This window comes from Anaerobacillus sp. ABA4_114 (genome assembly GCF_056159065.1).
The window spans coordinates 3,627,603-3,646,041 of the sequence record NZ_JBSWUM010000001.1; the positions used below are offsets into that span (position 1 = coordinate 3,627,603).

General features: G+C 41.1%; 22 protein-coding genes. 5 read left to right on the forward strand and 17 right to left on the reverse strand.

Features of this window, described 5'->3' with window-relative positions:
• Window positions 1-93: 93 nt before the first annotated feature.
• The 3 genes from ACXAEY_RS18680 to ACXAEY_RS18690 form a co-directional block, all read right to left on the reverse strand.
• Complete coding sequence (locus ACXAEY_RS18680) at window positions 94-462, reverse strand: KGG domain-containing protein (RefSeq protein ID WP_270182506.1); 369 nt, start codon at window positions 460-462, stop codon at window positions 94-96.
• A gap of 172 nt (window positions 463-634) precedes the next feature.
• On the reverse strand, window positions 635-1,075 hold the full coding sequence (locus ACXAEY_RS18685) for a macro domain-containing protein (RefSeq protein ID WP_270182505.1): 441 nt from the start codon (window positions 1,073-1,075) through the stop codon (window positions 635-637).
• A gap of 150 nt (window positions 1,076-1,225) precedes the next feature.
• Entirely contained in the window at window positions 1,226-1,924 is a 699-nt protein-coding gene (locus ACXAEY_RS18690) for an AIM24 family protein (RefSeq protein ID WP_474814147.1), read from the reverse strand.
• Window positions 1,925-2,083: 159 nt separating this feature from the next.
• Here ACXAEY_RS18690 and ACXAEY_RS18695 point away from each other — a divergent pair, with 159 nt between their 5' ends.
• Complete coding sequence (locus ACXAEY_RS18695) at window positions 2,084-2,479, forward strand: DUF948 domain-containing protein (protein WP_474814888.1); 396 nt, start codon at window positions 2,084-2,086, stop codon at window positions 2,477-2,479.
• Window positions 2,480-2,534: 55 nt separating this feature from the next.
• The gene (cls, locus tag ACXAEY_RS18700) at window positions 2,535-4,034 is read left to right on the forward strand and encodes a cardiolipin synthase (RefSeq protein WP_474814150.1); all 1,500 of its coding nucleotides are present in this window, start codon (window positions 2,535-2,537) and stop codon (window positions 4,032-4,034) included.
• A gap of 5 nt (window positions 4,035-4,039) precedes the next feature.
• Here the strand turns inward: cls and ACXAEY_RS18705 are convergent, their stop codons facing one another.
• Complete coding sequence (locus tag ACXAEY_RS18705) at window positions 4,040-4,579, reverse strand: GNAT family N-acetyltransferase (RefSeq protein ID WP_474814152.1); 540 nt, start codon at window positions 4,577-4,579, stop codon at window positions 4,040-4,042.
• A gap of 204 nt (window positions 4,580-4,783) precedes the next feature.
• Here ACXAEY_RS18705 and ACXAEY_RS18710 point away from each other — a divergent pair, with 204 nt between their 5' ends.
• Window positions 4,784-5,335, forward strand: coding sequence for a histidine phosphatase family protein (locus ACXAEY_RS18710; RefSeq protein WP_270182501.1), 552 nt, complete (start codon window positions 4,784-4,786; stop codon window positions 5,333-5,335).
• Window positions 5,336-5,541: 206 nt separating this feature from the next.
• On the opposite strand, the gene ACXAEY_RS18715 is transcribed toward ACXAEY_RS18710, so the two are convergent.
• The gene (locus ACXAEY_RS18715; protein ID WP_270182499.1) at window positions 5,542-5,715 is read right to left on the reverse strand and encodes a hypothetical protein; all 174 of its coding nucleotides are present in this window, start codon (window positions 5,713-5,715) and stop codon (window positions 5,542-5,544) included.
• 128 nt (window positions 5,716-5,843) lie between these two features.
• On the opposite strand from ACXAEY_RS18715, the gene ACXAEY_RS18720 reads away from it, so the two are divergent.
• Window positions 5,844-7,181: a DUF2254 domain-containing protein gene (locus ACXAEY_RS18720; protein WP_474814155.1), complete on the forward strand. Its 1,338-nt coding sequence runs from the start codon at window positions 5,844-5,846 to the stop codon at window positions 7,179-7,181.
• 34 nt (window positions 7,182-7,215) lie between these two features.
• On the opposite strand, the gene ACXAEY_RS18725 is transcribed toward ACXAEY_RS18720, so the two are convergent.
• The 6 genes from ACXAEY_RS18725 to ACXAEY_RS18750 form a co-directional block, all read right to left on the reverse strand.
• Entirely contained in the window at window positions 7,216-7,731 is a 516-nt protein-coding gene (locus ACXAEY_RS18725; protein WP_270182497.1) for a redoxin domain-containing protein, read from the reverse strand.
• Between the two features lie 17 nt (window positions 7,732-7,748).
• Window positions 7,749-8,129 carry a YueI family protein gene (locus ACXAEY_RS18730; protein WP_474814157.1) on the reverse strand — a complete coding sequence of 127 codons (381 nt, stop codon included), beginning with the start codon at window positions 8,127-8,129 and terminating at the stop codon, window positions 7,749-7,751.
• A 409-nt stretch (window positions 8,130-8,538) separates the two neighbouring features.
• Complete coding sequence (locus ACXAEY_RS18735; RefSeq protein ID WP_474814159.1) at window positions 8,539-9,810, reverse strand: M48 family metallopeptidase; 1,272 nt, start codon at window positions 9,808-9,810, stop codon at window positions 8,539-8,541.
• A 180-nt stretch (window positions 9,811-9,990) separates the two neighbouring features.
• A complete protein-coding gene (locus ACXAEY_RS18740; RefSeq protein WP_270182494.1) occupies window positions 9,991-10,242 on the reverse strand; it encodes a hypothetical protein in 252 nt (83 codons plus the stop codon).
• Window positions 10,243-10,453: 211 nt separating this feature from the next.
• The gene (locus ACXAEY_RS18745) at window positions 10,454-10,762 is read right to left on the reverse strand and encodes an AzlD domain-containing protein (protein WP_270182493.1); all 309 of its coding nucleotides are present in this window, start codon (window positions 10,760-10,762) and stop codon (window positions 10,454-10,456) included.
• Window positions 10,755-11,465: an AzlC family ABC transporter permease gene (locus ACXAEY_RS18750; protein WP_270182492.1), complete on the reverse strand. Its 711-nt coding sequence runs from the start codon at window positions 11,463-11,465 to the stop codon at window positions 10,755-10,757. Before ACXAEY_RS18750 ends, ACXAEY_RS18745 begins: the two co-directional genes overlap by 8 nt.
• A 103-nt stretch (window positions 11,466-11,568) precedes the next feature.
• On the opposite strand from ACXAEY_RS18750, the gene ACXAEY_RS18755 reads away from it, so the two are divergent.
• Window positions 11,569-12,138 carry a helix-turn-helix domain-containing protein gene (locus tag ACXAEY_RS18755; protein ID WP_270182491.1) on the forward strand — a complete coding sequence of 190 codons (570 nt, stop codon included), beginning with the start codon at window positions 11,569-11,571 and terminating at the stop codon, window positions 12,136-12,138.
• 19 nt (window positions 12,139-12,157) lie between these two features.
• On the opposite strand, the gene ACXAEY_RS18760 is transcribed toward ACXAEY_RS18755, so the two are convergent.
• From ACXAEY_RS18760 to ACXAEY_RS18785, 6 genes are read right to left on the reverse strand one after another with little or no spacing between them, the layout of a single operon-like run.
• On the reverse strand, window positions 12,158-13,570 hold the full coding sequence (locus ACXAEY_RS18760) for a dihydrolipoyl dehydrogenase family protein (protein ID WP_474814162.1): 1,413 nt from the start codon (window positions 13,568-13,570) through the stop codon (window positions 12,158-12,160).
• Entirely contained in the window at window positions 13,570-14,742 is a 1,173-nt protein-coding gene (locus ACXAEY_RS18765; protein ID WP_474814164.1) for a dihydrolipoamide acetyltransferase family protein, read from the reverse strand. Before ACXAEY_RS18765 ends, ACXAEY_RS18760 begins: the two co-directional genes overlap by 1 nt.
• A 15-nt stretch (window positions 14,743-14,757) precedes the next feature.
• Window positions 14,758-15,753, reverse strand: coding sequence for an alpha-ketoacid dehydrogenase subunit beta (locus tag ACXAEY_RS18770; protein ID WP_474814166.1), 996 nt, complete (start codon window positions 15,751-15,753; stop codon window positions 14,758-14,760).
• Window positions 15,750-16,814: a pyruvate dehydrogenase (acetyl-transferring) E1 component subunit alpha gene (pdhA, locus tag ACXAEY_RS18775; protein WP_474814890.1), complete on the reverse strand. Its 1,065-nt coding sequence runs from the start codon at window positions 16,812-16,814 to the stop codon at window positions 15,750-15,752. Before pdhA ends, ACXAEY_RS18770 begins: the two co-directional genes overlap by 4 nt.
• 29 nt (window positions 16,815-16,843) lie before the next feature.
• Window positions 16,844-17,944 (reverse strand): Glu/Leu/Phe/Val dehydrogenase dimerization domain-containing protein, encoded by a 1,101-nt coding sequence (locus ACXAEY_RS18780; RefSeq protein ID WP_474814168.1) that lies wholly within the window; start codon window positions 17,942-17,944, stop codon window positions 16,844-16,846.
• Between the two features lie 25 nt (window positions 17,945-17,969).
• Entirely contained in the window at window positions 17,970-18,374 is a 405-nt protein-coding gene (locus tag ACXAEY_RS18785; RefSeq protein ID WP_474814170.1) for a thioesterase family protein, read from the reverse strand.
• Window positions 18,375-18,439: the final 65 nt, after the last annotated feature.

The following is an 18,439-nucleotide window of genomic DNA, read 5'->3' on the forward strand; positions in this document are numbered from 1 at the left end:
TCACTCAATTTACGTATTTTACTGTTTTTCATAAATTTGGTACACTCTATGTGAAGTATCATTTAGAGAGAGCGGGCCCAAACCGCTCTTTTTTTATTTGTTCTGATTTCCACCTTTTTTTCCTATTTCCTTATAGAACTCTTTATCATGATTCTTAGACGTTTGCTCTCCGCCTTTTTCTCCTATCTCCTGATAAAACTCTTTATCGTGTTCACGTGCAGTTTTGTTTCCGCCCTTTTCGCCGATCTCTTCGTAGAATTCCTTATCGTGTTCTCTTGCTGTTTTGTTTCCACCTTTTTCTCCTATTTCTTGATAGAATTCTTTGTCATGTTCATTTGCAGTTGTTTCTCCACCTTTTTGGCCGATATCTTGGTAAAACTCTTTGTTATGTTCTCTCGCGGTTTTGTTTCCACCTTTTCGACCAGCTTCTTCTCTGCTCATCTTTTCATTGTTATTTGCCATTTTCTCTTCCTCCTTTGAGATACTTTTTTCTTTTTTTGCTACAGTTGTGGTATTCCACGGTAAATTTTTTCAAAACCAAATAATGGGGTTATTTTACAAATATAAGCCATTCTTACCAACCTGCTCTGTTTTCTTCACACAAAAAAAGCCCCCAAACTTGGGGGCTTAGCGATTAAGAGTAGTACACATGGATCGGTCTTTCGTATTTCTTAGAAAGCTTTTCTAGTGATTTCTTTACGTTGATCAAATCGTCTTTATCGATTCCACAACCGATTTTTATTTTAAAACCTTTTTCTTCAAAGGGCTTTAATTCTTTAATCATACTCTCAAAAGATTTCAACCAGGCTGGGTAGTTGGTTTGAAGACCGGCTGGTTTATATTGACCGTATAGATTAGCAATAATTCTCTTATTATCATGACTCAAAGCAAACGAACATTTACCTAGCTTCTTTTTTGGTGGAAATGGAAAGTTTTCGTCTGCTTTAGCTGCTTCAGGGTACGTTTCTTTCACTGATTTTGCAATACCGACATCTAATGCATTGAAGCAATCACATTGGTGAGCAATAACAGTACAATCACTTTTAAGAAGGTTGCCTTTTTCTAATCGAATCATACATGCACTCTCCTTTAGAGAACCCTTTTGTATGATTATAATGAAAAATCAGATAAATTCAATAGGAATATTTTCCTTCGTTCTGCATAAAATGATAGGTTTCGCTATTTTAATAGGATCTTCCTATGAAAAAAGTTTTTTATCCCCTCTTTATCCCTGGTTGTTTTGCATGTATACTTCTTCGAAAGGCTGGACCACCACAAACCCTTCTCCTTCGAATTTCATCTGGATCGACTCTCCACTGCCTCTTCCAAAAAAGGACTTCAGAGACACATCAGTTTGAAAATCTGGGTTTAAATTACCAGACCATGCTACCGTTGCGTTTGGATCAGTAATAACTGGTTTATCTGGTGTTACTCGAATCGTGAGCGGCTCATAATGACTCGTTACAGCAATCATACCAGGTCCATTACATGTTACATTAAATAAACCACCAGCCATCATCCCAGTAATCCGCTTCATCATTCGAATATCCCAATCGATTCGTTCTTCAAATGAAAGAAGATCATTGCCGTTTACGCTGATCGACTCACCATGACCTAAATGAATGATTGAAATCTTTTTCCCAGAATCAGCTAAGTATAGCTTCCCTCTTCCTTCAGCTTTCATAAGAGAAGCACCTTCACCTGTGAATGCTTTTTTGAACATTTTACCTAACCCATGTTCTAAAATTCCTTCACGTTCGAATTTTATTTCCCCATTATACGTGATCATAGATCCGGATTTTGCCCATACTTTACCGTTTAAGTTCACTTCCAACATTCTTTCAGTTTCAAGTTCAAAAAAACCTTCACCTTTATCCTTTTGCTCTGTTGATTTTACGAACTCATCCATCGAGTATCGATTCACAAAAACCTCTCCCTTCTATTTCTTACCACCATTTTACAATAATCGCTATAACTTCTCACACAGTTGGTTTAGACTGTAGATATAGACTGTTTGGATCATTCCAGCACAGGGTACATTAAAACGTATAAGACTAAGACTGGAGGTATGACCTTGATCATCGTGTATGTAAGTATTGCACTAGTTGTCCTTTCACTCATTTATCTCGGCATCGTTGCAGTAAAAACCTCTAAAGAAACAAAAGGTTCACTGAACGATTTTTCTGCCACTGCAGCAAGACTGCAAGAAAAAGTAGATAAGATCAACGAAGAAACAACGAACTTAACAAACACATCGAATCAAATAACAGAGAACATTCAATCGAAAAAAGAAACGATTCAAGGCGTGATCGGAGAAGCGAAAGCAACTCCTGAACCATTCAAAAAACTTTTCACATCGATTAAGAACACACCAAACCCACAAAAAGATACATCAGATGAAAGGTTGATCGAACTAGGCGATCGACTGATCGACATGTGGGGCCGCTACCGCGTTAAGAGAAAATCGAGAGCGGAGTAAGGGCGCAGCCCTTACTTTTTTTGTACTGCAAAACAACTTATTAGGTGGGCTACTTATGAAACAAATTAGACAAATCATTTTCTTTATTCTGATGACAACAAGCCTTTATAGCGTGTTGTTCACATCGATCCCCACCCTATGGAAGTGGGTTTTTGGAACAATCTATCTTGTGATCTTATTTTCTATTCTCTTCGTCCTCATGCTTGAACAAAGGTCACCTTATAAAACGTTGTTGTGGATGTACGTGCTGATTTTCTTTCCCATTATAGGGTATGTGTTCTTCCTCTTCTCAGGTCAGTTAGAGGTAAAGGGGCACTTGTTTAAAGAGAAACGTACAAACGGCCTCGAGTTTTTTCAGAAGTATGTTAATTTCTCTGCATCAGAGCGCTGGCATGACTTGAATGAGCGGAACCAAAACTTTTCAAACCTTATTGCTACGATGGTGTCTAGTCCTATCAGCATGCGATCCCAAACGAAGCTTCTTTTAAACGGAAGTGATACATTTCCTGCTATTAAAGAAGAAATTAAAAAAGCAAAAACGTACATTCATATGGAATACTACACTTTCCGTTCTGATGAGTTAGGAAAATCGATCATTGAGCTCCTCGTTGAAAAAGCGAAAGAAGGCGTTGAAGTTCGAGTGCTCTATGATTCAATCGGCAGTCATAATCTTTCGAGGGCTTCTAAGAATGCTCTAAGAGCTGCAGGGGCAAGTGTTCAGCAGTTCCTTCCCATTAAATACGGTTTCTTCAATCAAACCGTTAATTTTCGAAACCATAGAAAAATCATCGTGATCGATGGACGTACCGCTTTTGTCGGAGGCCTTAATATCGGAGATGAGTACGCCGGCGATTACAATAATATGAACTACTGGAGAGATACCCACCTTCTCGTAAAAGGTGAAATCATTTCTGCTGTACACGGTGTTTTCCTTATGGATTGGGAATACATGTCTGGAGAAAGCCTGTTATCGGAAAAGTATCTAGAAACGTATGATGTGGAAGGTGACGGCGGTGCTCAGGTTGTCCCGAGCGGACCTGATACAAAGAGAAGTGCTATGACCGACCTTTACTTCAGCTTGATCACAACAGCAAAAGATCGCGTGTGGATCGCAACACCCTATTTCGTTCCAAACAAAGCTCTTAGAGCAGCTCTTTCCATCGCTGCGATGCGTGGTGTGGAGGTTAAGTTAATCGTTCCTGAAGTGAGTGATGGTTTTCTTACACAATACGCTACTCGATCCTACTTCTCACAGCTTCTGGAGTACGGTGTAGAAGTGTATATGTACCAACGAGGGTTTCTTCACCAGAAGATTATGATTGTGGATGATGATATCGCAACGATTGGAACAGCAAATATGGACATGCGTTCGATGCACTTAAACTTTGAAGTGAATGTTTTCTTATTTCAGGCGAACACCATTACCGACTTAATAAACGCCTACCAAGAAGATATAAAAGACTCTATAAAAGTAGATAAGAACAGATATAACGAAAGAGGATTGCTTCACCGTACGAAAGAATCCTTCGCAAGGTTATTTTCTCCCGTTCTCTAATGACATCACCAATCTTTTTTTAAGAGAGCGTGCATTATAAGATCAAAGTGCTTGCCTCCTGCGTATGCATAGTCTCTAAGAACCCCCTCCTCCTGAAAACCGAGCTTCGTTACTAACTTTCGGGAGGATGTGTTATCAGGATGAACCAATGCCCCTATACGATTGAGGTGCAACTCATCAAAACCAAACGGGATAATGGCGGATAGAGCCTCTGTCATATATCCCTTTCCTTCTGCTTTTTCTACTAAATCGTAGCCAATCTCGATTCTTCCAACACGCTCAGCCCAGTTATGGAAACCACATGTTCCGATTAACTCATCAGACTCTTTAAGTGTGATTCCCCATCTCCATGCTCGCTTGTTCTCGAACCCTTTTCTAAAACTCATCATGATTCCTTCAGCTTCTTCTAAGTTCTGAATCGTATCATTGCCATAATACTTCATTGTGTGTGCACTAGAAAAAATCGTAAATAACGCCGTAACATCTTCTTCTTTAATCTCTCTTAAACGCAGCCTTGTTGTAATAAGTTCAGGAAATACGTTCACGTAAACATCCTCTCCACTTCAAAAAAATTCCTGGAGAACGTCTGCTCTCCAGGCAAAATAAAAAAACATAAAATAAGGGGATCAATTATAAGACGATTGAGATCCAATTAAGTTTCAATTTTTTGAATTTATTTTTTGCTCATAAGCTAATCATGGTAAAATTTATGATGACAAATTATTCAGAGTAGTGAAGGAGTGATCTTAGTGAAAAACCTGTACCTCATTCGTCACTGTGAAGCAGAAGGTCAAGCTCATGATGCTTCATTGACTGCGAAAGGCCGGGAGCAGGCCGTGATGTTAGCGGACCATCTACAAGGTATAAAATTCGATAAACTTTATTCTTCTCCTTTCACAAGAGCTCTTCAATCGATTGAACCGATTGCGCTAAAACTAGACAAGCAGATCACGATCGATGAAAGGTTAGAAGAACGAAGACTCTCAGAAGTAAGTCTAGATGACTGGATGACTGAATTAGAAAAAACGTTTGATGATTTCTCTTACAAGCTAACGGGCGGGGAATCTAGTTCTGAAGCAGCAACTAGAGGAGTAGAAGCTGTGATGGATGTTGTTCAAGTAACAAATGAAAATTCACTTGTGGTAACGCATGGAAATCTCTTCACACTAATTCTCAATCACTTTGAATCCTCACACGGATTCAATACTTGGAAGTCGTTAAAGAACCCTGATTGTTTTAAGCTGGTTTTCGAAAATGATAAAATCGTTTCGATCGATCATGTGAATGTGATCCCTACATGAAGACCGGATTTTATTCAAAATACCATTGTTGTGCTACGTGCATTCATTTTGAAATCGTTAAAAACCCACGTACTTCTTACAGATGCAAACGGCTCGGTTTTGAAACCAAACCTACGTATCGATTCGACTGCTGGGAACCTAAAGACGTTGTAAAAAAGCGGATAAAAAAAGACTTACCCTAAACCTCCTAATCCTTCGGGAGGTTTTTAATATGTCGTTTCGATATCAGTTACTTCGTTCATCCATTTATCGATTGCGTGCTGTGGTACATCCCAACTGATCCAAGAAGCCATCACTTTTAGGTCCTCCGACTTTACTACCCAGTATTCGTAGCGCTTTTCATGAATATTGCGATAGACTCCAGATTTATGAATGATCATAGACAACGCCTCCTCTTGAATCTCTTATATTTTTCATACCCTTTTAAATTAAAAGTAACACGGCAGATGTATGAATTATGACTTCATTATCAAATACTAACCTAAGTATATAGTAGGGGGTGATGGTAGTGAAGTATAGTAAATTACGACAAATCCGATCCAGCTTTTGGTTCATTCCAACCTTCTATGGAGTGGGAGCTTTCATTGCAGCGATTCTTACGCTTGTTTTTGACAGGCACTTCATTCAAGGAAATGCCATTATCCTACCTTACTTCTTCTTCGCTACCTATGATACAAGTATAACAATCTTAAGCACACTCGTGTCTTCAATGTTAACGATGACCACCATTACTTTCTCTACCATCATGGTTGTACTTACTACCTATTTATCAAATTTTTCTCCAAGAACACTTCAGAACTTCATAACAGATCGCATTACGAAGCGTGTCCTTGGGATTTTTGTAGGTGGGATCATCTACTTCATCATCCTTCTCCTACTGATCGAACAAACCGCAGAGGATGGATTCGTTTACTTTGCGCCGGTTTTGGCAGTCACTTATGCTATTGTATGCGTCGCTTATTTTGTGTACTTTATCCACCACGTTGCAAACTGGATTCTAGTCGGAAACTTAATCAAACATATCTCAAAGAACACGATGGATACAATCGATCGAACATTTATGGATTTTGAAAAGGCGAACGAAGGTGGATCCGCTTCATGGGACTCTTGGGAACTCGATGAAATCAAAATGAAAGAACCTCGTACAATTTCTTCTAGAGTATCTGGTTATCTACAAAATGTAGCGATCAAAGATCTATTAAAAATCGCGATTCACCATGATCTTATTATTAAACTGGATAGAGATATTGGTGAATTCATCGACGAAGGTACAGTCGTCATCTCTTATTGGTCTGCAAAAGATTATCCCGGAGAAGAAAAAATATTAGATGCCTTATCGCTTGGAACGGAACGAACAACAGATCAAGATATTGAATATGGAATCCAAAAGCTCGTTGAAATTGCATTAAGAGCAATTTCCCCTGGAATCAACGATCCTAATACTGCGATCAATTGTATCAATCGCTTAGGAAGGGTGTTATCAAGGTTAGGGCAAAAGCATATCCCACAACCTTTATACCATGATGAAAACAAAAACCTTCGCGTCATAACGAACCCAGTCACCTATAGTACGTACCTTTATAAAAGTTTTTACCAAATCAGGCATTATGCGCGTGAGGACGTATCCGTTCTTGGCTCGATCCTTCACTCACTAGAACTTGCAGCAGACGGGAATAAGCATGACATTCATGAGACGATATGGGAGTTCGGTCAGTTTGTGATAAGAGGATTTGATCCAAATGTTCTAGATGATCTGGATTTTCGATTTATCAATGAAAAATTAAAAAAGGTGGCAAAAGCAACCGGATTTGAAGAGGCTTATACGCCTCTCAAAAAGCCAGTCTAAAACACAAAAAACGGCCGATATGGGCCGTTTTTGTTTATGATGCAGATTGCAACCACTCTTCCATTTCTTCAAGGGTTAAAGGGCCTACCCGTTTTTCAACAATAACTCCTTCACGATCGATCATGTAGGAAGTAGGCATAGAAATAACTTTGTAGAGATCTTCTCCTACCTTCCCCTCATTATCCATCAAAACAGGAAATCTCAAGTTATTTTCTTCAACAAAGATCGGAATCTCATCCTTTTTAGGTTCAAACTTCGTAAAGTTCACCGATATCACTTCGACCTCTTCCCCGTATTGATCAGCGAAGGCCTGAATATCTGGCATTTCCTCTTCACAAGGTGGACACCAGGTTGCCCAGAAATTTAAAAACACCGGTTTTCCTTCAAAATCCGACAAGCTTACTTTTTCTTCATCTTCAAGTGTCGTAAGAGTGAAGTCAGGTGCACGATCGTTTATTTCTGTACCAACACTTGGTTCTGCGATTACCGTACTATAAACTCCCCATCCAAGCGCAGCGACAAGGATGAGAAGCACGATTCGTTTAAGCATCTCGTTTCACTCCTTTATTACGTATCTAGAGAGAAATATTCATCGCGAACGAAGATTTCTTCACGATTTACTGCATCATCTTTTGATGCTAGCACTAGCCCTAAAGGAGTATCGGTCTCTTTATCATTAATGATCGTAAACGGTATTGAAGCTTTGTTTGCTTCTTTTATATATTTCGATAGCATGGAATACGGTAAATCTCCATTTAGGAGTAAAACACGCCCCCTTCTCATCTCGTTCTTTACAGAAGGATACAGTTTTTGAGCTACTTGTCTTTTCGTAAGTGCAACGTAAACTCGCTCCCTGAACGTTGATAAGTAAAGTGCTTTTTCAGCAGGCTTTAACTCAGGAGTACCATGTATTCCAGCTTCTAATGCTTGTTTGATCTCTTTGTCCAATTCATACACCTCTTCTTGATGATTAAGAATAGTGTCTCACATAGTATGATTGAAATGCTAGTAAAGAGATATTCGAACTTAGACATTTCTCTAAATAAAAAACGCCTTTCTGAGTTATTCAGAAGGCGTAGCTTGTTTTGCGCTCCCTATGCCGCAGGAGTTTGAATCCCTCTTGCTTTCCTGTGGACGAACGCCCGAGCCTCAGAGCGGACAACCCCCCTCCACTCCGAGTCTCGAACGCCCGTTGGACCACTGGAGTCAAGAGGGATTCACTCCTACTAGAATACAATTAAACTAAATAAAACATCACGTCCTAGGTTAGATAACGCCAGCATATATCGCTGGTTGACGGTAACCTTACTACATTGATAGCTCTTAACGCTTTCTAGAAAGACTAGGCCTTTCTATTTTATTCAGAAGGCGCATCGTTTTCGTATTGGTTTAGCATGATTAAACGTTCCATCATTGTTGGATGACCATATTTAAAGAACTTTACTAAGATCGGTGGATTCACTTCGTTTAAACTATTCACAGTTAACTTCTGAAAAGATCCGATGGCAGCATCCACATCGTCTGTCATCTCAATAGCATATTCATCTGCATTCATTTCAGCATGCCTCGATATTGCAAGTTCTACCGGACTCGCAATAAATGACATGATCGAAAATAGAAGCAACAATGCAGGGAGTGTGGTGATATCAGAGACTGATGTTGCCCCCCAGGCATTTCCCCATTTGGCAACAATTTTACCAAAGAGACGATAGGCGATATACAATCCGAACAAACTCATGATTAAAGCACCTGCAAGGTTTCCATACAAGTGGTTCATCACATAATGACCCATTTCATGTGCCATGATGAAAAGCACTTCATCATCTTGTAATTTATTCGTTGTCGTATCCCATAGCACAATTCGTAAGTTTGAGCCTATTCCCGTAACATAAGCATTCATTGCATTTGTTTTTTCAGACATGTTCACTTCAAATACTCGATCAGCTGGTATATTTGCCTCATTCGCTAACCCGAGAATTTGCTCCTCAAGCTCTTTATCAGACAGTGAACTGAAGTCATTGTACAGAGGATCGATGACGACGGGTTGGATGTACATCATAAAAGCGAGATACGGCACCATCAACCCCCATGCAGCAAGCCACCATCTCTTCTCAAAGCGCTTAATCAAGAAATACAACACTCCGATGATGATTGAGGTGAGGCCGATTTCTATCCAAAAAGAAATCATTTCATCCTTCATCCAATCGGAAAAAGCCTGCGTATTAATGCCATATTTCACTGAAAGTGACCTGCTCCAAAATTTAAGAGGAAAGGTTACAATCCATGTAAAGGCAGAGAGAAGCACAATATAGATAGGAATGATGACGAAACCTTTCTTTGAGAGTCCTTGCCCAAACGATTTGAACATCTTCGATAGACCGAAACCTAGTACAAGAAGGTAGATCCCCCACTCAAAAGGAATGGAAAGAAAGGATAAAAAACTTCTGTAACGTGAATATTCTTCCGAAAGTTCAAGCTGCCCTTCAGACATGAATGTAGCTGGATCCGCTGCTGTTCCTTGATACGCTTTCGGTACTCCAAAATCAGCCCAATAAAACAAATAAAGCCCCATTAAGAGCGCGTATGCGGAGAAGCCAAGAATGAACCACCAGGTTACTCGTTTCCTCATAATATTTCTCCTCCCGATACTTTCTCTATATTATTTGTACGAGCAAACCTCACAAATAGAACCTGTCTGTATTGTAGGGTTATGTATTAGTACTTTACCTATATTGTTATGATTTAGATCAATATTATTACAAACGTTGAACAAAAAAATCGGCGGGATAACCGCCGATTTCATTTCAGTTTATTTACTCTCTACATAGACGTTCGTGCGATCATAGCTGTGATCAAATCGGTTCATCACTCCACAATGTGGACATTGTGCAATCACATGGAGCTCAACCACTGGAGCTTGACTGCTTTTTGTCGTAATTGCAGTCGCTTCAACCCTACCTTGTGATTGATAATTATCCTTTGCTATCGGAATGAACCAAGTATAATCATTATCGCACATTCTACAAGTTGATTTTTCCTCAATTTCAGTTGGTTTTAACATGTTTCCAGCTCCTTTAGCAGATTATTTCTCTAGACTGCGAGAAACAAGGCTCCGGAAACCCTCCTTTTTAGATGGGAATCCCTTCCTGGTAACACAATTTCCCGCTCAAAAGGAACTGAAACGTAAATACCACTAATATTTTTGACTATTTCGTTAATTTAACCATCCTGTAATGAAGTAGAAATTGTTCAATAATCCTTGAAATGTCTCTTTACAAAAAGAAATACGCATAAACACTAAGAGCTCCAACAGAAGTCATCACTACGACAATTAGGTTGGCACCAAGGTAAGCAGTGATGAAAGCGACGGCTGCTCCGATCAGACCAAATGTCATGTCTTCATGAATCGTTAAGATACCAGGAAAAATTAGTGCGCCTAAAATCGCAAACGGTACATTTTTCAGTATGTTTTGAAGAGAGGCAGGTATGTGATCAGAGTTGAAGAATACGAGTGGCACCATTCTTGGAATATACGTCACGACAGCCATACCAACGATGATCAACAGCATTGTACTAGACATTCTCTTTCCTCCCCATAACAATCTCTACTAGCACGGATGATAATAATGTAGCTAGGACAATAGACCAACCTGTCGAGATGCTAAGATAAGAAAAGAAACTATTTAAGAGTGCAGCCAAACCTGCTAGAATGATGACTTTCCGACTCTTCTTAGAGGACGGAACAAGCAGTCCAACAAACATCGCATATAGTGCAACGCTCATCCCCTGTTGGATAACACCCGGAAGTGATGCTCCCACCATATATCCTGCTCCCGTGAAAACCACCCAACTCGTGTAGGAGATCAAGCAGAGTCCAAACATATAACCTGTCGTCACGTTTCCACTCTTTGTAGCTGCTACAGTAAACGTCTCATCTGTAATACCAAATGCATATAGAGCCTTTTTCCAGACCGAATCTTCTGTTACTCTTTCGTTAATGGAGGCACTCATCAATAGATGTCGAATATTTACAATGAATATTGTAAATATAATTTCTAATGCACCTGTTCCGATTGCAAGTAGGCTTAGCGTTATATACTGTGCTGCGCCAGCAAAAACTAGCATGCTCATTAAAATCGCTTCAAACACAGTAAGCCCTGTCGTTCTAGCTAATAAGCCAAATGTGAGCGCTACTGGCATATAGCCAATCGCTATGCTTGTTCCTGCTCTAAGACCTGTTGCAAATCCTGACTCACTTCTTGTAACACTCGTGATCGCCTGCATACCATCACTCCTATTGGCGTTAGTTGTTTAATATATTATACTGATTGTATGTTATATTAAACAAAACATCAATAGGTATTTTACCATAGAATAGGAGATAAGAATGAGTGACAACTCTTTAACAAAACAAATCGGTGAAAAGCTTAAGAAGCTACGCCAGGAGAATGGTCTGAGTCTCGATCAGCTTAGCTCTCAATGTTCAGTTAGCAAGCCGATGCTCGCTCAAATTGAAAGAGGAGCCTCAAACCCGACCGTAAATACACTTTGGAAAATTGCAAATGGCCTTGGTGTTTCCTTCACAGCCTTTATAGATGAGGAACAACCAGTGATAAAAAAGGTGAACAGAGACGAAATTGAACCGCTTTTTGAGGAAGGTGGAAAAATGAAAGTCGTTCCCCTGTTTCCAATGGAACCAGGGAAATCGTTTGAAAGTTTCGCGATAACGTTAGATGTAGGCTGCGATTATCACTCTAACCCTCATCCAGAAGGCGTGGAAGAATACCTTTTTGTCGAAGAAGGGGACATGCAGCTCGTTGTGAATGATATCTCGTATACGATTAAGAAAGGTGAGAGCTTGCGCTTTACCGCAAATTATCCACACCGTTATGTGAATCCATCAAAATCTCTTTGTAACGCGATGATGATCATTCATTACCCCACGCGTCATAGGTAAGCAAAAAAAACAACGCCAATCAGCGTTGTTTTTGTTTTGATTCTGTTTTAAATGTTTGAAGTGAATTTTCAGCTGCTTCGATCCATGCTTCTCCAAATCCCGGGTGAGGCGCAAATGGGTAAATAAAGTCTTCATCTCTAGCAACCATCTCCAGGGCGAGCGTTCCTTTTTCGATGAGTTCGATCGCACCGCTTCCAATTGCATGAAAGCCTAGTAAAAGATGCGTCTCCTCATCTCTTATCACTTTTACAAGACCTTCAGGTTGCCCTTGTAACGTCGCATAGCCGTTTGCTCTCATATGAGATAGCCCTGTAGATACTTGGTACCCTGCTTCTTTCGCTTCCGCTTCGGTTAATCCGACAGATGCTACTTGAGGTAACGTGTGCATGACGACAGGTAAAAAAGTAAGATCACATACAGAAGAAACCCCACAGCAGTTGTCTGCTGCTACCTTACCTTGCTTGATCGCTTTAACCGCAAGTGACGGTCCGTTTGTAATATCACCACAAGCATAGATGCGATCATTAGATGACTGACATGAATCGTCGATCGTAATAAAGTGATCGTCATTCACCTTAACTCTCGCATTCTCTAAACCGAGGGCTTCAAGATTACGCCTTCTTCCGGCTGAATATCCTAATATATCGGCAAACATCTGTAAATCTTTCCCCTTAGAATCGTGCGCCGTAACTTTTATAGAGCTTCCTTCTTCGTTTATCGTTATATTTGTAACCCCTGTAGAAACACGGATTCCCTGTTTCTTGAACTGTCTTCTTACTTCTTTTCCAATCGTTTCATCAAGTTCAGGTAGAAATGACGCCTCATCTGTCATCACATGGACATGAGAACCAAGGGCTTGAAAGCTACTTGCTGCTTCTGCAGTCACATAGTCCGATCCATATAGTACGAGGGTCTCTGGCACACGTTCCAGATTGTAAAGGTCTTCGACAGATTGTACAAAATCACTATGTTCTTCATAAAAGGAGGGGATCTTCGGACTGCTTCCTGTTGCGACGATCGCATGGTTAAAAGACCATACTTCAAATTTCTCGCCTTGCTCAACACCGATCCGCTCCTCTGATAAGAAAGAGGCGTTTCCTTGTATAAATTCGATTTTACTCGTTTTGAACAATGAGTGAAGTCCTGTTTCTAGTTTCTTTACCACTTCTTTTTTGTCACTGTTCCACTGTTTCATCGAAAAGGAAGCTGACAATGTAAGGCCAGGAGCTGCTTCGTTCATCTTACTCGCAGAAACAGCAAGCAGTTTTGAAGGGATACACCCGCTATGTAAGCACTCCCCACCAGGTTCAGTGCGATCGATCAAGGTCACATCACGTCCGTAGTTCGCTGCACGGATCGCTGCCTGATAGCCTCCTGGGCCTGCTCCAATGATTACCAGATCTTTTTCATATACCAATTCTCCTACTACCATTATTTCAACTCCGTTAAGAGCAGTGCAGGCTGCTCGATTAATTCCATCACACGATTCGTAAATCGCATCGAATGTGCACCATCAGCTATCCTATGATCGAACGTCATCGATAGATTCATGATCGAACGGATCACGATTTCATCATTTTTACCTACGACAGGCATTCTCTTTGTTTTATGAAAAGCCATCAACGCTACTTCTGGGTAATTGATAATCGGCGTTGCACCAGTACTACCTAGGGGACCAGCATTGCTGATGGTAAATGTACTACCAGACATTTCTTTCGGAAGAAGCGTATTCGTACTTGCAGCTTCATATAACCTCTTCATTTCTTTATGGATTTCCTTAACTGAAAGCTTGTCACAATCATGAATAACTGGAACGATCAATCCATCCTCCGTATCAGCCGCAAGACCAATATGAATAGAAGGCTTTAAATGGATAACCCCTTCATCTTCATCGAGCACTGCATTGAAAATAGGAAAGTCTCTAAGGGCAGTACAAACCGCTTTAATATAAAACGCAGCAACTGATATCGCCTCTCCCCTTTGTTCTAACTGTGCTTTCATTTCCAGAACATTGGAGACGTCGACTTCATCAAAGTGTGAGACGTGAGGAATCGCAAGTCGTGACTGTGACATCTTCGCTGCAATCTGTTTACGCCTCCCCTTGAATGGTATGGTCGTTGTCGAGCTTTCATGTGGAGCTTCTTTCCTGACTTCTTTTTTCTCCTTGATCGGTGCCGGCTTCTTAACACTTGTTTTCATATGGTTGATCACGTCTTCATCCATGACGCGCCCTGCAGGACCAGTTCCAACAACCTTCTCGATATCTACCCCGTTTTCCCTCGCAATCTTTCTAGTAAAAGGAGCAGCTAGTATTCTATTGTGATTGCGCCATCCCCGTTCTGTTGACTCAGCAGGAGGCCGCTCGCTTTCCTGAGCCGGATTGATCGTTAACATCACATTCCCTACCTCGATCACATCTCCAGGAGAAACAAGGATATTCTCAATCTTTCCAGCGATAGGTGCCGGAAGCTCAGCCGTCACTTTATCTGTTTGGACTTCAAGCAACGGTTGATCCACAGTTACAACATCGCCAGGATTAACGAGAAGTTGAACGACTTCTCCCTCAGACATCCCTTCACCTATATCATGAAGTTTCACTTCCATTAACGTTCACCCTCCTTAGAAACGCGTCACTTCTTCAATTGCTCGATAGATTTTCTTTTCATCAGGCGCATAGTCGTCTTCAAGTGTAAATAGAGGTACAGGCGTATCGTAGCCTGTCACTTTTTTAATTGGGGCTCTCATGTAAAGGAAGGAAGTATCGTTGATGATCTCGATCACGTCATTGCTAACGCCACCAGTTGAAGGAGCTTCATGGACGATAATGGCTCTTCCCGTTTTCTGTACAGATTCTGCGATTGCATCTTTATCTAACGGATATAACGTTCTTAGGTCGATGACATCACAGTGCATTCCATTCTTACTTGCTTCTTCAGCTGCTTTTTCTGCAACTCTCACCATAGCACCCCAGGCGAAGATCGAGACATCATCACCTGTTCGTTTGACTGAAGCTTTACCAAGTGGAACAGAATAGCTTTCAGTTGGTACATCTTCTTTCCCTGCACGATATATTTTCATAGGTTCAAGGAATAGAACTGGGTCTGGATCTTTAATAGAACTGATCAGAAGACCTTTTGCATCATAAGGGTTTGAAGGCACAACCACTTTTAAGCCCGGAATATGAGTGAAAAGAGCTTCAGTACTGTCACTATGAATTTCTGGTGCTCTTACGCCTGATCCATATGGAGCTCGTACAGTTAACGGAACGGTATAGCGGCTTTGCGTCCTAGTTCGAATGCGCGTGGCATGGGTGATCAATTGATTAAAACCAGGATAGATAAACCCAAGGAACTGTATTTCTACAACGGGTTTAAAGCCGTTCATCGCAAGACCGATCGATGACCCGATCAATCCTGATTCTGCTAGAGGTGTATCGATTACGCGATCATCACCGAACTGCTCAAAAAGACCATCTGTCGCTCTGAATACCCCTCCGTTCTTACCTACGTCTTCTCCGAGCACCAATACGGATTCATCTTCAGCTAGCATTTCTCTTAACGCATCCGTAATCGCTTGGACGATAGTCAATTTCTTTGTATTTACGGCAGTACTCATCCCTTCTCGCTCCCTTCATAAAAGAAACGATGCTTTTGCTCCTGAACTGGCCAAACATCCGTCCCAAACACATGGTCAAACATGAGTGATTCATCAGATTTAATCGTTTTTTCCATTTCGATCACCGCTTCATCAAGCTTTTGTTCTGATTCTTCATGAACATTTTCTGCCCAATTTGAATCCCATGCCCCTTCATGTTCAAGAAACCTCTCTACTCTTGTGATTGGGTCTTCATTCTCTCTTCTTCTTTTACTTTCAGATTGGTCACGGTATTTCGAAGGCTCATCCGTCGTTGTATGAGCGCCGTACCTCCAGGTGACTGCTTCGATCAACGTCGGTCCACCGCCGCTTCTTGCTCGCTCGACCGCTTTCATCGTTTCATCGTAAACAGCAAACACATCGTTTCCATCGACACGAACGCCAGGAATATCATATGCTAAAGCCTTCTGGGCAATCGTTTTTGTTTTCATCTGACGTTCAAGAGGAACACTGATCGCATAGCCATTATTTTGGTTGAAAAATACGACAGGAATATTAAACACACTGGCAAAGTTTAACCCCTCATGAAAATCTCCCTCAGAAGTTGCACCGTCGCCAAAATAGACGAGTGACACTCTGTCAGTCCCTTTCTTTTGCTCCGCCCATGCGGTACCTGTAGCGTGAAGAATCTGAGATGCAATCGGAACGGAAGGTGGAAAGATATGCTTTCCTTTCGGAGGCACACAGCCTTCGATACACCCTTTCCAATAGAGGAATATATTTTTTAAAGAATGACCAAATGCAGCAGTAGCTGCATGATCGCGATAAGTCGGAAACATCCAGTCGCCATCTTCCATAGCAAGTGCACTTCCGATCTGAGAAGCTTCCTGCCCTTCAAAAGGAGCGTATGTCCCAATACGCCCCTGTCTTTGAAGATTTACTGCTTTTCGGTCGAACAAACGAGAAAACACCATATGCTGATAAAAACGTTTTGCTTTTTCGATCGTAATGTTTTCAGAAATAGCTCCGGTTCTCCTGCCGTCACCAGTGATTAGCTGTACGATAGGGAATTTCTCATTCATATCCATACGTATCCTCCTATTATCTGCATTTAAGAACGCACAGCCCATTTGCCAGGCTTTTTGTGAGAAAAGAAGCTATTTCTTCTTTTACGGCTTTCAATTCTTTCTTCACAAAAATAATTCGCAGCCTGGACAGTCGATATTGAATTTTCTTCTGCGTTTTTGAACACCGTATGAAGCGTATCGTAAATTGCTTTCGTCTTTTGAAGTACACGCATCGGGTGAGGAGAATATAGCTCATCAGATACTTGTATCAACCCTCCGCTGTTCACAATATAGTCCGGTGCATAGAGAATCCCTCTATTATGAAGGCGGTCTCCGTGCTCAAGAGTGAGAAGTTGATTGTTAGCTGATCCGACAACAGCACTGACTTTTAACATATCGATCGTACGATCATTGATGACCCCACCTAGCGCACATGGTACGAACACATCTGCGTCAGCTTCGTAGATCTCATCACCTGAGACGACCTTGACCTCACCCTTCAGTTCGATCGCACGCTGAATGAGTCGATCGATAGCGGAGCGGTTAATATCAGTAACGATAATTTCGGCGCCCTCTTCAAGCAACATTTCAGCAACTTTATACCCTACTTTTCCAAGACCTTGAATCGCATACGTCTTACCTCCGAACTCTTCATTCCCAAATACCATTTTGTTCGTAGCTTGAATGCCGTATAAAACACCTTTTGCAGTAGGAATAGAAGAGTCTCCGCTTCCACCATATTCTTCTGGAACGCCGACGATACAGTTCGTCTCACGTAGAGAATGTACAAAGTTATCTGGTGTCGTCCCCATATCTGTTCCTGTATAAAATCGCCCGTTAAGCGATTCCACAAACTGACCGAATGCACGGAATAATTCAGGTGTGCGATCTGTAAGAGGATCTCCGATAATTACAGCTTTACCTCCTCCGAAATCCACATCTGCTGCAGCACATTTATATGTCATTCCTTTAGAGAGTCTTAGGACATCTTCTAAAGCATCGTCTACGGTTTCATACGGTCTCATCCGACAGCCACCAAGAGCAGGACCAAGCGTTGTATTATGTATCGCGATGATGGCCTTAAGTCCTGTATCTGCGTCATTACAAAAAAGTACCTGTTCATGCTCAGCTATTCGATCAAACATGATTTTCACCCCTTAATGAAATCGCTTACAATTTAGCATTTGCTAATTTCTCTTCTATTGCTTTCTTAGGTAGGACGAACTGAACGACTGATCCCGTTCCAATAATATCCAATCCTCTTCTCACTTCCACATAGCTAATTACTGATTTACTCGTCAATGAGGTGATCGTTGCGGTGATCGTGATCTCTTGACCTTCACATGCTGGCCCAAGATGCTTCATTTCGACCCCTCCGCCAATTCCCTCTTCTTCCTCTTCTAAGTATGGAAGAATGAGCTTTCTCGATGCCCATTCCATATGGTAGACCATTGAAACGGTAGAATAAGCTGGATGGACAACGTTCCCTTCAAACTGAGCGAACATTTCTGATGTCACTGTTGTTGTAACTGTTGCTTTTTGTCCGATGGCGATACCATCCTTCACTCGCTTCATCCCCTAATCATCACACTAAAATATATGACGTTTATTTAACGATATAATAACATCACGTATAATAA